General features: G+C 64.8%; 9 protein-coding genes. 5 read left to right on the top strand and 4 right to left on the bottom strand.

The window, feature by feature from the left end:
• The first annotated feature begins 148 nt into the window (after positions 1–148).
• On the top strand, positions 149–2,230 hold the full coding sequence (locus tag ABD974_RS02700) for a S9 family peptidase (protein WP_425562619.1): 2,082 nt from the start codon (positions 149–151) through the stop codon (positions 2,228–2,230).
• Between the two features lie 212 nt (positions 2,231–2,442).
• Complete coding sequence (locus ABD974_RS02695) at positions 2,443–3,666, top strand: DUF819 family protein (RefSeq protein ID WP_345301956.1); 1,224 nt, start codon at positions 2,443–2,445, stop codon at positions 3,664–3,666.
• Positions 3,667–4,027: 361 nt separating this feature from the next.
• Here ABD974_RS02695 and ABD974_RS02690 read toward each other — a convergent pair whose 3' ends face one another.
• The 4 genes from ABD974_RS02690 to ABD974_RS02675 form a co-directional block, all read right to left on the bottom strand.
• On the bottom strand, positions 4,028–4,426 hold the full coding sequence (locus ABD974_RS02690) for a hypothetical protein (protein ID WP_345301711.1): 399 nt from the start codon (positions 4,424–4,426) through the stop codon (positions 4,028–4,030).
• A gap of 66 nt (positions 4,427–4,492) precedes the next feature.
• Positions 4,493–6,514, bottom strand: a complete 2,022-nt coding sequence (locus ABD974_RS02685) for an alpha/beta hydrolase family protein (RefSeq protein WP_345301710.1) — start codon at positions 6,512–6,514, stop codon at positions 4,493–4,495.
• Positions 6,515–6,605: 91 nt separating this feature from the next.
• The gene (locus ABD974_RS02680) at positions 6,606–6,836 is read right to left on the bottom strand and encodes a YbdD/YjiX family protein (protein WP_425562618.1); all 231 of its coding nucleotides are present in this window, start codon (positions 6,834–6,836) and stop codon (positions 6,606–6,608) included.
• A complete protein-coding gene (locus tag ABD974_RS02675) occupies positions 6,811–8,868 on the bottom strand; it encodes a carbon starvation CstA family protein (RefSeq protein ID WP_345301709.1) in 2,058 nt (685 codons plus the stop codon). Before ABD974_RS02675 ends, ABD974_RS02680 begins: the two co-directional genes overlap by 26 nt.
• An 834-nt stretch (positions 8,869–9,702) precedes the next feature.
• On the opposite strand from ABD974_RS02675, the gene ABD974_RS02670 reads away from it, so the two are divergent.
• From ABD974_RS02670 to ABD974_RS02660, 3 genes are read left to right on the top strand one after another with little or no spacing between them, the layout of a single operon-like run.
• Positions 9,703–11,547, top strand: a complete 1,845-nt coding sequence (locus ABD974_RS02670; RefSeq protein ID WP_345301708.1) for an N-6 DNA methylase — start codon at positions 9,703–9,705, stop codon at positions 11,545–11,547.
• On the top strand, positions 11,544–12,896 hold the full coding sequence (locus tag ABD974_RS02665) for a restriction endonuclease subunit S (protein WP_345301707.1): 1,353 nt from the start codon (positions 11,544–11,546) through the stop codon (positions 12,894–12,896). Before ABD974_RS02670 ends, ABD974_RS02665 begins: the two co-directional genes overlap by 4 nt.
• The gene (locus ABD974_RS02660) at positions 12,893–13,672 is read left to right on the top strand and encodes a hypothetical protein (RefSeq protein WP_345301706.1); all 780 of its coding nucleotides are present in this window, start codon (positions 12,893–12,895) and stop codon (positions 13,670–13,672) included. Before ABD974_RS02665 ends, ABD974_RS02660 begins: the two co-directional genes overlap by 4 nt.
• Positions 13,673–13,681 lie beyond the last annotated feature (9 nt).

Genomic DNA, 13,681 nt, shown 5'->3' with positions numbered 1-13,681 from the left:
GCGGATTCCGGTGAGACGACCGCCGGAGTATGCCAGTGCCGGGCGGGTCGCGTGCCAATGACCCGTCGGGGGGTGCCTTTCGGACTATGCCCGCGCCGCCCGAGCGGCCTACCATCCGGGGTTGCCCGCCATTCCGACAGGACGCCCCATGTCTCCGATGCGTACCGCCTTGTGCCTCGCCCTCGCGATGGCGTTGCCGATGACCGCTTCCGCCGCCCGCGGCCTGCAGCCGCGCGACCTCGCCACGCTCGATCGCTATTCCTCGCCGACGCTCTCGCCCGACGGCCGCGTGCTGGTGTTCGCCAAGCGCACGGTCGATTTCGACGCCAACAAGTCCAGCACCGGGCTGTGGATCGAGAGCCTCGTCGCCCGCGACGCGGCGCCGCCGAAGCGGCTGACCCCGGAAGGCTGGAACGTGAATTCGCCGGCGTTCTCGCCCGACGGCAAGTCGGTGTATTTCCTCAGCGCGAAGTCCGGCAGCCAGCAGTTGTACGTGATGCCGGCCGGCGGCGGCGAGCCGAAGCAGGTCACCGATTACCCGGTCGATGTGGGCGGCTACAAGCTCTCGCCCGACGGCACGCGGGTCGCGCTCGCGGTCGAACTGTTCGTCGACTGCAAGGCCGATCTCGATTGCACGAAGAAGCGCCTCGACGACACCGCCGCGCGCAAGAGCAGCGGCGTGCTCTACGACAAGATCTTCGTCCGCCACTGGGACACCTGGGCCGATGGCCGCCTCAACCGCATCGTGATCGCGCCGGTGCAGAACAAAGGCGCGACAACGTCGGCCACGCTGGTCGGCGCCGATATCGTCGGCGACGTGCCGTCGAAGCCGTTCGGCGACATGAGCGAAACGACCTGGTCGCCCGATGGCGCGTCGCTGGTGTTGTCGGCCCGGATCTCCGATCGCACCGAACCCACCAGCACCAATTTCGATCTGTATCTGGTCGCCGCCGACGGCAGCGGCAGCGCCCGCAATCTCACCGCCGCCAACAAGGCCTGGGATACCGGTCCGGTGTTCTCTGCCGACGGCAAGACCCTCTACTACCGCGCGATGAAGCGCCCGGGTTTCGAAGCCGACCGCTTCGCGCTGATGGCGATGGATCCGGTCAGCGGCAAGACCCGCGAGATCGCGCCGAAGTGGGACGCGTCCGCCGACGGCATCAGGCTGTCCGCCGACGGCAAGTCGATCTACACCACCGCGCAGGAGCTCGGTCGCCATCCGCTGTTCTCGGTGTCGCTGCAGAACGGCGAAGTGACCCCGATCTTCAAGGAGGGTTCGGTCGGCGCGTTCGAACTCGTCGGTTCGACGCTGGTCGTCGCCGCGAATTCGATGAACAGCGGCGACCAATTGTTCGTCACCCGCGCCGACGGCAAGGGGTCGCTGCGCGCGATCACGCCCAGCGCCGGCGAGATGCTGCCCGAGGTGCGCTTCGGCGCGTACGAGCAGTTCCGCTTCCCCGGCTGGAACGACGAAACCGTGCACGCCTACGTGCTCAAGCCCTGGAATTACGAGGAAGGCAAGAAGTATCCGGTCGCGTTCCTGATCCACGGTGGCCCGCAGGGCAGCTTCGGCGACGGCTGGAGCTATCGCTGGAATCCGCAGACGTACGCCGGCCAGGGCTACGCGGTGGTGATGATCGATTTCCATGGTTCCACCGGCTATGGCCAGGCGTTCACCGATTCGATCAGCGGCCACTGGGGCGACCGCCCGCTGGAAGACCTGCAGAAAGGCTGGGCGCACGCGCTGAAGCAATATCCATTTCTCGATGGCGATCGCGCCTGCGCGCTCGGCGCCAGCTATGGCGGCTACATGATCAACTGGCTCGCCGGCAACTGGTTCGATGCGCAGGGCAACGCGCCGTTCAAGTGCCTGGTGAACCACAACGGCGTGTTCGACACGCGCTCGATGGGTCTGGTCACCGAGGAACTGTGGTTCAGCGAATGGGAATTCGGCGGCACCGTGCACGACAAGCCGGAAGGCTACGAGCGCTTCAATCCCGCGCGCCACATCGCGAAGTGGAAGACGCCGACGATGGTGGTCGCCGGACAGAACGATTTCCGCGTGCCGATCGACCAGAGCCTGTCGACCTTCACCGCGCTGCAGCGCAAGGGCATCGACTCGCAGCTGCTGTACTTCCCGGACGAGAATCACTGGGTGCTGAAGCCGCAGAACAGCGTGCTGTGGCACGACACCGTGCATGCGTGGATGAAGAAGCACATCGGGCCCTGATCGCGGGCGCGGGTCTCCGCCATCGATACGACGCGACGCCCCGGGAGACCGGGGCGTTTTTCGTGACGGCCTCCGTCGCGCGATGTCGTGCGGCCAGGCATGCGCGCGGCACGTGCGCGCATCGCGCGGCTCGGGCATGATCGACCCTTCTCAAGACACCGGACACGATACCCATGCTGGCAGCCGAAGACGTTCCCGCGGGCCCTCCGCCGATGCTCGACAACGATGCGGTGGTGCTTGGCCTGCTGCTGGCGATCCTCGGTTTCGTGTTCTGGTCGTCTTCGCGCGACAGCGGCTTCTGGAAGCGTTTCTATGGCGTCGTGCCGGCGCTGCTGCTCTGCTATTTCCTGCCGGCGCTGCTGAACTCCTTCGGCGTGATCGACGGCAAGACCTCCGGCCTGTATCCGATGGCCCGCGATTACCTGTTGCCCAGCGCGCTGGTGCTGCTGTGCGTCGCGATCGACTTCAAGGCCATCGTCCGCCTCGGTCCGAAAGCGGTGATCATGTTCCTCACCGGTACCGTGGGCGTGATGCTGGGTGCGCTGGTCTCGCTGCTGGCGATGCAGCTCATCCATCCGGAAACCGTCGCCGGCGACACCTGGCGCGGCATGACCACCGTCGCCGGCTCGTGGATCGGCGGCGGCGCCAATCAGGCAGCGATGAAGGAAGTCTTCGTGGTCGACGCGACCCTGTTCGGGCAATTCGTCGCGGTCGACGTGATCGTCGCCAACATCTGGATGGCGGTGCTGCTGTATCTGGCCGCGCGCAACGCCGCGTTCGACCGCTGGACCGGCGCCGATACGTCCGCGATCGAGGACGTGAAGCACAGGATCGAGACGTATCAGGCCGAACACACCCGCAACCCCTCGCTGACCGATCTGATGCTGATCGTGGCGCTGGGCCTCGGCGCCACCGGTCTGGCGCATGCCATCACCGACCCGCTGGTCGCGTGGATCAAAAGCCTGCCCGCGGAATGGCGCCTGCAGGATTACAGCCTCACCGCGAAGTTCTTCTGGATCACCGTGCTGGCGACCACCTTCGGCCTGCTGCTGAGCTTCACCCGTGCGCGCACCCTCGAAGGCGCGGGCGCGTCGAAGATCGGCTCGGTCATGCTGTACGTGCTGGTCGCCACCATCGGCATGCAGATGGACCTCGGCGCATTGTTCGAACGCCCGTGGCTGTTCGCGCTCGGCCTGATCTGGATCGCGGTGCACGGCGGCCTGATGCTGCTGGTCGCGAAGCTCATCCGCGCGCCGCTGTTCTTCATGGCCGTGGGTTCGCAGGCGAACATCGGCGGCGCGGCGTCGGCGCCGGTGGTGGCCAGCGCCTTCCATCCCTCGCTGGCACCGGTGGGCGTGTTGCTCGCGGTGCTGGGCTATGCGCTCGGCACCTATTGCGCGTACATGGTCGGTCTGATGCTGCAGCGCATGGTCTGATCCGGATCGAACGCACCGAAAAGGAACGGGCCGCATCGCGGCCCGTTCTTCTTTCCGCATATCGACCTTGTCTGTGCGAGTGATCTGCAGGCGCGTGACGTTCAAAGCGCCGTCGTCCCGGCAAAGCCATCGTCGTCCCGGCGAAGGCCGGGACCCCGCTTCTGATCTTGACGACATCCGGCCTGAAGGCAGGCTCGGATTCTTCGCATTTGGCCGGATCGTCGTCCATCACCGGTGGTGCGCGGACAGGATGAAGCGCGAAGATGCTGGGCCCCGGCCTTCGCCGGGGCGACATGTCTTGGCTCCGTCGTCCCGGCAAAGCCATCGTCGTCCCGGCGAAGGCCGGGATCCAGCGTCTGATCTATACGGCATCAGGCCTGAGTGCAGGCTCGGATTCTTCGCGTTTGGCCGGATCGTCATCGATTACCGGTTGCGTGTGGACATCATGAAGCGCCAAGACGCTGCGCCCCGGCCTTCGCCGGGGCGACATGTCTTGGCTCCGTCGTCCCGGCAAAGCCACCGTCGTCCCGGCGAAGGCCGGGACCCCGCTTCTGATCCATACGGCATCAGGCTTGAGTGCAGGCTCGGATTTTTCACGTTTGGTCGGATCGTCATCGATTACCGGTTGCGTGTGGACATCGTGAAGCGCGAAGACGCTGGGCCCCGGCCTTCGCCGGGGCGACATGTCTTGACGATGTCCTGAAAAAGGAACGTCAAAAAAAGGAACGGGCCGCATCGCGGCCCGTTCTTCTTTCTGCATGCTCCGATCGACCTGCTCCGATCGACCTGTTCCGATCCGCATGTCGCGATAGGCAGCCCGCGTCGCTCAGCGCCCGCTGCGCGCGCCGCCCGTCGCGGACGCGCCGCCGATGTGCTTCGCGAAGAAATCCAGCATCGCGGTGTACAGCGCGACCTTGTTCTCGTCCTTGTAGAAGCCGTGCATTTCGCCGGTCGTGATCATCATGCCCTCCGGCGGATTGCCGGCCGCGATCAGCGCCTTGTTCATCGCCTCGGTGTTCTCCGGCGGGCAGCGCGGGTCGCGCGCGCCGGCGGCGAGATAGACCGGAATCCTGATCTTGTCCGCATGATTCACCGGCGACATCGCGTCGCGCTCGGGCTTGGTCTTGCCGAGCGCGCGCAGCAGGTAACGGCGACCGCCTTCGTACTGGCTGGTATCGCTCTTGGTCATCTGGATCTCGGCGTCGTAGGCGCCGACGTAGCCGAACGCGCATTTGAACAGGCCCTGTTCGCGCGCCGGCGCCATCATCGAGGCGTAGCCGCCGAAGCTGCCGCCGTAGATGCAGATGCGGTCCTTGTCGGCGTAGCCCTGCGCGATGCTCCACTTCGTGGCATCGATGATGTCGTTCATGATGCCGGTGTGCCACTGGCCGAAGGCCATGTCCTGGAAGCCCTTGCCGAAACCGCCCGAGCCGCGGTAGTTGATCTGCAGCACCGCGTAACCGCGGCTGGCGAACAGCTGGCTTTCCCAGTTGAAGCCCCAGTCGTCGCGCGGACCGCGCGGACCGCCGTGGACGTTGACGATCATCGGCAGACCCTTGCCGTCGCTGCCGTGGGGCAGGGTGAGATAGCCGTGGATCTTCAGGCCGTCGCGGGTGGTGAGCGCGACCGGCTGCACCGTCGCCATGCGCTTGCTGTCGATCCACTTGCGCTGCTGCATCAGGAACCGCGCCTTGTTGGTCGCACGGTCGTAGAGATACAGCTCGCCCGGATTGCGGTCGCTGTAGACCTGCACGACGATCTGCCTGCCGTCGCGGGTGGCGCTGGCGAAGTTCACGAACTGGCCGGGGAACGACGCCGCCAGCGATGCGTACAGCTTCGCGTCCGGGTGATCCTTCTCGATCATCGTCACTTCCGGCGCGCCGGCCTCGGTGACCACGCCGAGCACCACTTCGCTGCCGTCGACCGAGGTGATGTAGCTCGCCGGATCGGACACCGGATCCTCGAACAGCGCGTCGAACGCGCCGGTCTTCTGATCGATGATGCCGAAGGCCTCGGGCCCCTTGCCGTCGCTTTCGGTGGCGTAGATGCGGCCGTCGCGCGCGCTGCCGAGCACCTGCAGCGACTTGCCCGACGACGTGGCGCTGTTCACCAGCGTCCACTCGCCGCTTTCTTCGCGCTTGTACAGTGAGGTGACTTCGTCGAATTCGCCGGCCGCGTTCTTGGAATCGCTGCACACCGCGTAGCGCGGCTTCTTGTCGGCGTCGAGCGCCATGCCGCAGTTTTCGCGCGGCGCGCGGCCCAGGCTCTTCCAGCGGCTGGTCGACGTATCGACCTCGGCGACTTCCGTGTTCACGCCTTCGGATGAGCGCGGGTAGTTGATGGTCATCAACACCTTGCCGTCGTCGCGCTGCGGGTTGTCCAGCAGGCTGAAGCGCGCGTCCTGCATGTCGCGGGCGCCCTTCGCGCCCATCTCCAGCACACGCGGCGCCGAGCCGTCGGCGTTCACCGAATACCATTCGCCGGTGCCGAACGGCTGCGCGAAGCGGCCGACCTTGCGTACCGAATTGAACATCAGCCGCTCCGGGCTGACCCAGTGGAACGCGCCGACGCTCTTCTCGTTCGGCAACTGCGTGACCTTGACGATGCCCAGATCGCGGGTGCGCAGCACCGTCAGCACATCGATGTCGCCGCGATCGACGGTCATCGCCAGATATTCGCCGGTCGGCGAAATCTTCACGCTGCTGTAGGTGGGATTGCGGACGAAATCCTGGATCGAAGGCGTGCCGGTCGGAGGCTTGGCGGCCGCGGGTTCCGCGGCGGTGGCGGCATCCATGCCGGCGAGATGGACGGCGCAGGCGAGCGCGAGCGCGGCGAGAGTGCGGTGCATGGTGGTTCCCCGGTCTGACGAAAGAAATCGACGCCGGGCGGAACGGCCGCCCGGGCGGGTCGATGCTAACGCAAAACCGGGCGGCCCGGCCTCAGCAGCAGCGCGACGCCCCGCGGCCGTAGCGGGCCTGCATGCGTTCGGCGAAAAACGCCTCGCGGCTCATCGGCGGGGTGTCCGGATGCGACCGCCGCATGTGCGCCACGTACAGGTCGTAATCGGGCACGCCCACGATCAGCCGGCCGGTCTGCGCCAGCAGGCGCCAGAACGCCGCCAGCCGCGCCCGCCATGTCATCCGCTCAGCGGAGGGCGTCGAAGGCGACATGGGCGTTCTCCTGCGCGGTGGGCGACGGTTGCCGGCGCGCTGCCAGCGCGGCGCGGATGCCGAAGATCAGCATCAGCGTCACCACGCTCATGAACAGCACGCACAGCGCGGCGTCGAGCTGGTTGTTGAAGACGATGCGCTCCATGTCCTTCAGCGATTTCGCCGGCGCCAGCACCTCGCCGGAGGCGAGGGCGGTACTGAATTTCTCGGCGTTGGCGAGGAATCCGATCTTCGGGTCCGGATGGAACAGCTTCTGCCAGCCCGCGGTCATCGTGCAGATCAGCAGCCACGCGGTCGGCAGCAGCGGGATCCACAGATATTTCTCGCGCTTCATCTTCACGATGGTCACGCACACGAAGATCATCGCCATGCCCGCCAGCATCTGGTTGGCGATGCCGAACAGCGGCCACAGCGTGTTGATGCCGCCCAGCGGATCGACCACGCCCTGGTAGAGGAACCAGCCCCAGCCCGCGACCGCCAGCCCGGTGCAGACGATGTTCGCGGTCCAGCTTTCGGTGCGGCGGAACGGCGCGTACACCACGCCGATCACTTCCTGGATCATGAACCGCGCCACGCGGGTGCCGGCGTCGATCGTGGTCAGGATGAACAGCGCTTCGAACAGGATCGCGTAGTGGTACCAGAAGGCCATCATGCCGCTGCCGCCGATCATCCCGTGCAGGATCTGCGCCATGCCCACCGCCAGCGTCGGCGCGCCGCCGGTGCGCGACAGCACCGTCGATTCGCCAATCTCGGCCGCGGTCGCGGTCAACATCTCCGGCGTGATCGTGAAACCCCAACTGGAAATTGCCGCCGCCGCGGACTCCGGCGTGGTGCCGATCAACGCCGCCGGCGAATTCATCGCGAAATACAGGCCCGGATCGAGCACGCAGGCCGCGATCAGCGCCATCACCGCGACGAACGCCTCCATCAGCATGCCGCCGTAACCGATCATCCGCGCATCGCGTTCGTTCTCCAGCATCTTCGGCGTGGTGCCGCTGCTGATCAGCGCATGAAAGCCCGAGATCGCGCCACAGGCAATCGTGATGAACAGGAACGGGAACAGCGAACCGGAGAACACCGGCCCGGTGCCGTCGATGAACTTCGTTACCGCCGGCATCTTCAGATCGGGCATCGCGAACAGGATCGCGATCGCCAGCATCGCCACCGTGCCGATCTTCAGGAACGTGCTGAGGTAATCGCGCGGCGCCAGCAGCAGCCACACCGGCAGGACGGCGGCCACGAAGCCGTAGCCGATCAGCATCCATGCCAGCGCCTTGCCGTCGAAGGTGAACATCGGCCCCAGCGTCGGCGACGCCGCCACCGATTCGCCGAACCAGATCGACAGCAGCAACAGCACCAGGCCAATCACTGAAACTTCCATGATCCGCCCCGGCCGCAGCCAGCGCAGATACACGCCCATGAACAGCGCGATCGGGATGGTCATCGCCACCGTGAACGTGCCCCAGGGGCTGATCGCCAGCGCCTTCACCACCACCAGTCCCAGCACCGCCAGCAGGATCACCATGATCGCGAGAATGCCGATCATCGCGGTCAGCCCGGCGGCGTTGCCCAGCTCGCTGCGGATCATGTCCCCGAGCGAGCGCCCGTCGCGCCGCGTCGACAGGAACAGCACCATGAAATCCTGCACCGCGCCGGCCAGGATCACGCCGAACAGGATCCACAGCATCCCCGGCAGATAGCCCATCTGCGCCGCCAGCACCGGGCCCACCAAAGGCCCCGCGCCCGCGATCGCCGCGAAATGGTGGCCGAACAGCACGCGCTTGTCGGTCGGCACGTAATCCAGCCCGTCGTTGCGCCGCCACGCCGGCGTCGCCCGCGTCCCGTCCAGCCGCAGCACGTGATCGGCGATGTACTTCGAATAGAAGCGGTAGCCGATGGCGAAGATCGACACCGCCGCGGCCACGATCCAGAACGCACTGATCGTCTCGCCCCGCGACAACGCCACCGTGCCCAGACAGAACGCCGCGAACAGCGACAACAGCCCCCAGCCGGCCATCTTGATCATCGTCATGCCCCACACCCCGAATGCGCGGCCCCTCCGGCCGAAGCCCGAAGGGTGTCGCGGAAGCCCGCCGCGGTCAATGCGCGCCGCCGCATCGCCCTCACCGCAGGAGGCCCTTGTGTAGGAGGGCCTTCAGGCCCGAGCTCTTGATCTTCCGTAGGAGGGCCTTCAGGCCCGAGCGGTTGATATTGATCCCATCGCAGAGCTCGGGGCTGAAGCCCCTCCTACAAACCACCGCACATCACCGCCCCACGTAGGAGGGCCTTCAGGCCCGAGCCCTTCCCACAACACCCGCAGCGCACCTCACTCGCCGCCACCCATCGATGCCCGCTGTAGGAGCGCCGGAAGGCGCGACCGACCCGTCGGCCGCGGCCGCACCGTCATCCATGCGACCTCGATCCGCGAGCGGATCGCGATGCCGTCATTCCCGAGCCACCATCGGACACATCCCGCCCCGATCTATCCACGCCGTTCCAGAAGACCATCACCTCACGGCTTCCGTTCCACGCATTCCCTGTCATCCCGAGCCGCAGGCGAGGGACCTGCTTTCGATCGCACCGCCAAAACGGTGGACACGGGCGCATACCGCCGGCAGCCGCTCCCGTAGGAGGGCCTTCAGGCCCGAGCCCTTCCTCCATCGCCCGCAGCCCACGCACTCGTCCGCAAAAGCCTGCCCGACCACCATCGCATAGGGCACTACGCAAGCCGTCGAATCAGACAGGTTCCGCGCAGGCACACGCACAGGGTGGCGCCGAGGATTGCCGGCCTGACGTATGCTTCCCGCACAGGGGAGGGGATGCAGGGCTGACGCGGAACCTCCCGTCGTTTTCATCACGGGACATCATGAATCAGTCTTCGCTTTCCGCTTTCATCTGGGCCGTCGCCGATCTGCTGCGCGGCGATTACCGGCAGTCCGAATATGGCAAGGTCATCCTGCCCTTCACCGTGCTGCGCCGCCTCGAATGCGTGCTGGCGCCCACCCGGGAGAAGGTACGGAAGGAGAAAGCCAAGCGCGAAGCCGCCGGCGTCGATCCGCACCACTTCCTGCTGCGCGCCTCGGGCGTGACCTTCTACAACACCTGCGAGATGGACCTGAAGGCGCTGCTGGGCGACCAGGACCACATCCGCCAGAATCTCTACGAATACCTCCAGGGCTTCTCGCCCGAGGTTCGTGACATCTTCGACCGCTTCGAGTTCGGCATCCAGATCGAGCGCCTCGCCAAGGCCGGCCTGCTGTACCTGGTCACCGAGAAGTTCGCCGGCATCGACCTGCATCCGTCCCGCGTGGACAACGCGCAGATGGGCCATGTGTTCGAGGAGCTGATCCGCAAGTTCGCCGAACTGTCGAACGAGACCGCCGGTGAACACTTCACGCCGCGCGAAGTCATCCGGCTGATGGTCAACCTGATCTTCATCGAGGATGACGACGTGCTGACGCCCGGCACCGACGTCGTCCGCACCCTCTACGACCCTACCGCCGGCACCGGCGGCATGCTCTCGGTCGCGGCCGAACACCTGCTGGAACACAACCCGGTCGCGCGCCTCGGCCTGTACGGGCAGGAGCTGAATCCCGAGTCCTACGCCATCTGCAAGGCGGACATGCTGATCCGCGGGCAGGACGTCAGCCACATCGTATTCGGCAACACCCTCAGCGAGGACGGCCACGCGCGCAAGCGCTTCGACTACATGCTGTCCAATCCGCCGTTTGGCGTGGAGTGGAAGAAGGTCGAGAAGGCCGTGCGCGCCGAGCACGAACTGAAAGGCTTCGACGGCCGCTTCGGCCCCGGCCTGCCGCGCGTGTCCGACGGTTCCATGCTGTTCCTGCTGCACCTGGTCGCCAAGATGGCGCCGGTGGTCAACGGTACGGGCGGCAGCCGCTTCGGTATCGTGCTCAACGGCTCGCCGCTGTTCACCGGCGGTGCGGGTAGCGGCGAGAGCGAGATCCGTCGCTACCTGCTGGAGAACGATCTGGTCGAGGCGATCATCGGCCTGCCAACGGACATGTTCTACAACACCGGCATCGCCACCTATGTCTGGATCGTCTCCAACAAGAAGCCCGCGCCGCGCCGCGGGCAGGTGCAGCTGATCGATGCCAGCGGCTTCTGGCAGAAGATGCGCAAATCGCTGGGTAGCAAGCGCAAGGAAATGTCCGATGCGCATATCGCCGAAGTGACGAAGCTGTTCGGCGACTTCGCCGAGGCCGATGTGGTCACGCTGTTCGACAAGGACGGCAGGGAAGTCGGCCGGCATGTCCTGCGCGACGGCCAGCCGGAACCCGCCGTGCCCGAGGGCGGCAAGCGCAAGCGTGCCCCGCTGTCGCGGCGCTTCCGCAACGACAGCTTCGGCTACACCACCATCACCGTTGAACGTCCGCTGCGCGACGAGAAAGGCAAGGTGGTGCTGGGGCAGAAGGGCAGGCAGAAGGGGCTGCCGCAGCCCGACAGCAGCCTGCGCGATACCGAGAACGTGCCGCTAGGCGAAGACATCCGGGCGTACTTCGAGCGCGAAGTGCTGCCGCACGCGCCGGATGCGTGGATCGACGAGAGCAAGAGCAAGGTCGGCTACGAGATTCCCTTCAACCGCCACTTCTACGTCTACGAGCCGCCGCGCCCGCTGGAGGAGATCGATGCGGAGCTGCGGCAAGTGTCAGCGAACATCATGCGGATGTTGGGGGAGTTGGCGGAATGAGTTTGCCAAGGTATCCAGTGTACAAGCCAGCAGAGACGGAATGGTTGCACGAAGTGCCCAGTCATTGGGATGTTCAACCTTGTCGATCTATTGTGACTGAATGTGTCGATAAAAACGAGGATGCGAAGAATCAGGACTATTTGTCACTTATGGCGAACGTGGGTGTCATTCCGTATGAAGAAAAGGGTGATGTGGGAAACAAGAAGCCGGAAGACCTAAGTAAGTGTAAGTTGGTTTTCAAGGGCGATTTGGTTATCAATAGCATGAACTACGGTATTGGTTCCTATGGTCTTTCCGCTTTATCGGGGGTTTGCAGTCCTGTTTATATCGTTCTCCGGCCAAAGCTGGAGAGGGTGAAGGCTAGGTTTGCATTTCGCATTTTTGAGAATCGTGCTTTTCAGTCATATGCGCAATCGTTTGGGAACGGAATCCTTGATCATCGTGCAGCCATCAATTGGGACATTCTCAAAGGCATAGGCGTTGGATTGCCACCTGTAGATGAGCAAGAAGAAATCCTCTGCTTCCTCGACCGCGAAACTGCCAAGATCGACGCGCTGATCGCAGATCAGGAAAAGCTGCTGGCGCTGCTGTCCGAAAAGCGGCAAGCAGTAGTCATGCGTGCGGTTACTCGGGGCATTGATTATCGTGAGCCCGTAACGGATTCACAGGTTCCTTGGATGGGGGCGGTCCCAGCGCATTGGGACTTGGTCGCGTTGTCCAAGGTCACTCTAGAGCGATGCGACGGACCATTCGGCTCTGGCATCAAGTCGGATCACTATACGGACGCTGGCGCGTTGGTGGTCAGGCTCCAGAACATACGAGCAGGTAATTTTCACAAGGGCGAATCTGTCTTTCTGGATGAAACCTATTTCTTGACAGAGCTGCAGAGGCATGCGGTAGTCGAAGGAGATCTTCTCGTCGCAGGTCTTGGAGATGAGAATAATCTTCTTGGGCGTGCCTGTGTTGCCCCTCCGGGTTTGGGGTCTGCATTGGTGAAGGCGGACTGTTTCAGGTTTCGTCTTGATCCTGAAGCGGCGATCCCTGAGTTCGTTGCATGGCAGCTGTCTGCAGGTGCTTCTTTCGATGCCGGGATGCTTTCCACCGGTACCACCCGCTCCCGCATTCCTTTGAGCGTAATGGCGTCCAGGAAGATTGCGTTGCCTCCCCTTGAAGAGCAAAAGGAGATCGTTGATTTCATTGCGAGCCAAAACGCCATGTTCGATTCCGTAAAGGCCGAGGCCGAGTCCGCCATCTCCTTGCTTCGGGAGCGCCGTGCCGCGCTGATCTCCGCCGCCGTCACCGGCAAGATCGATGTGCGCGGTCTGGTCGGACCTAAGGTGGTGGCATGAGCGGCCTCGACGCCTTCATCGTGAACGGGCGCATGCCCGACATCGAATACCGGACCGATGCGCCGGCAGAAGTCGTCTGCCCGCGCGTCACGACGCGGGAGGGCGTCCCGGTCGTCTACATGCACAACAAGCGCGACGAAGCGGACAAGGGCTTCGTTCCGGTCGAGCAGTTCCTGGAACGGCTGGCGCGTCGCGAACCCGACCTGGCCGTCACCGGCTACCGCGCCAACGGCCGGCAGACGACGATCTCCTTCAACAAGCGCGAGCGCGTCGCGTTGTCCGCCCGCCTGCAGGCCCATCTTTCCGCCATCACTGCCCCGCGTGGCGGCCGGAGCGGCGCCATCGTCGCTTTCCTCGGCAACCTGATGCCGCTCTATGTGCATGAGCGCTTCGGGGCCGCGCAGTGCGCTCGCTCGCTTCAGGACGGCACCCTCATCCTGCCGGTCGACGAGTCGGAATGGGATCAAGAGGACGGCGAGGTACTCGTCTACTGGCAGGGCGACCCCGCGCGCAGTACGCGCGTCCATGGCGACCACATCGCCGCGCTGGCCATCGAACGCTACGTCCGTCTGCACGGCACAGGTGCCAGTGAAGAATCGATCGCCGCGGAACTGTGGTTCATGGCGCGCCACTACCGTTTCAAGACCGGCGGCGCTGCGTATCTGCCGCAGCTTCAGGAGCCCCCGCATCGCCTGGTGCGCGCAGGCAAGACTGCCGTCCGCATGGGCGAGGGCATCCTCGTCAATTTCATTTCCAGACTCGTCGGCGCAGGCTGACGAAAAGCA

It is taken from the genome of Lysobacter hankyongensis (genome assembly GCF_039543145.1).
Lineage (GTDB): Bacteria > Pseudomonadota > Gammaproteobacteria > Xanthomonadales > Xanthomonadaceae > Lysobacter_I > Lysobacter_I hankyongensis.
This window is presented reverse-complemented; position numbering and strand designations above follow the sequence as displayed.

Excerpts from the sequence above, each read along its gene's own strand:
- ABD974_RS02685 (WP_345301710.1), bottom strand. The coding sequence starts at position 6,514 with ATGCACCGCACTCTCGCCGCGCTCGCGCTCGCCTGCGCCGTCCATCTC.
- ABD974_RS02670 (WP_345301708.1), top strand. The coding sequence starts at position 9,703 with ATGAATCAGTCTTCGCTTTCCGCTTTCATCTGGGCCGTCGCCGATCTG.
- ABD974_RS02675 (WP_345301709.1), bottom strand. The coding sequence starts at position 8,868 with ATGACGATGATCAAGATGGCCGGCTGGGGGCTGTTGTCGCTGTTCGCG.
- ABD974_RS02665 (WP_345301707.1), top strand. The coding sequence starts at position 11,544 with ATGAGTTTGCCAAGGTATCCAGTGTACAAGCCAGCAGAGACGGAATGG.
- ABD974_RS02680 (WP_425562618.1), bottom strand. The coding sequence starts at position 6,836 with ATGTCGCCTTCGACGCCCTCCGCTGAGCGGATGACATGGCGGGCGCGG.
- ABD974_RS02695 (WP_345301956.1), top strand. The coding sequence starts at position 2,443 with ATGCTCGACAACGATGCGGTGGTGCTTGGCCTGCTGCTGGCGATCCTC.
- ABD974_RS02690 (WP_345301711.1), bottom strand. The coding sequence starts at position 4,426 with ATGCAGAAAGAAGAACGGGCCGCGATGCGGCCCGTTCCTTTTTTTGAC.
- ABD974_RS02700 (WP_425562619.1), top strand. The coding sequence starts at position 149 with ATGTCTCCGATGCGTACCGCCTTGTGCCTCGCCCTCGCGATGGCGTTG.
- ABD974_RS02660 (WP_345301706.1), top strand. The coding sequence starts at position 12,893 with ATGAGCGGCCTCGACGCCTTCATCGTGAACGGGCGCATGCCCGACATC.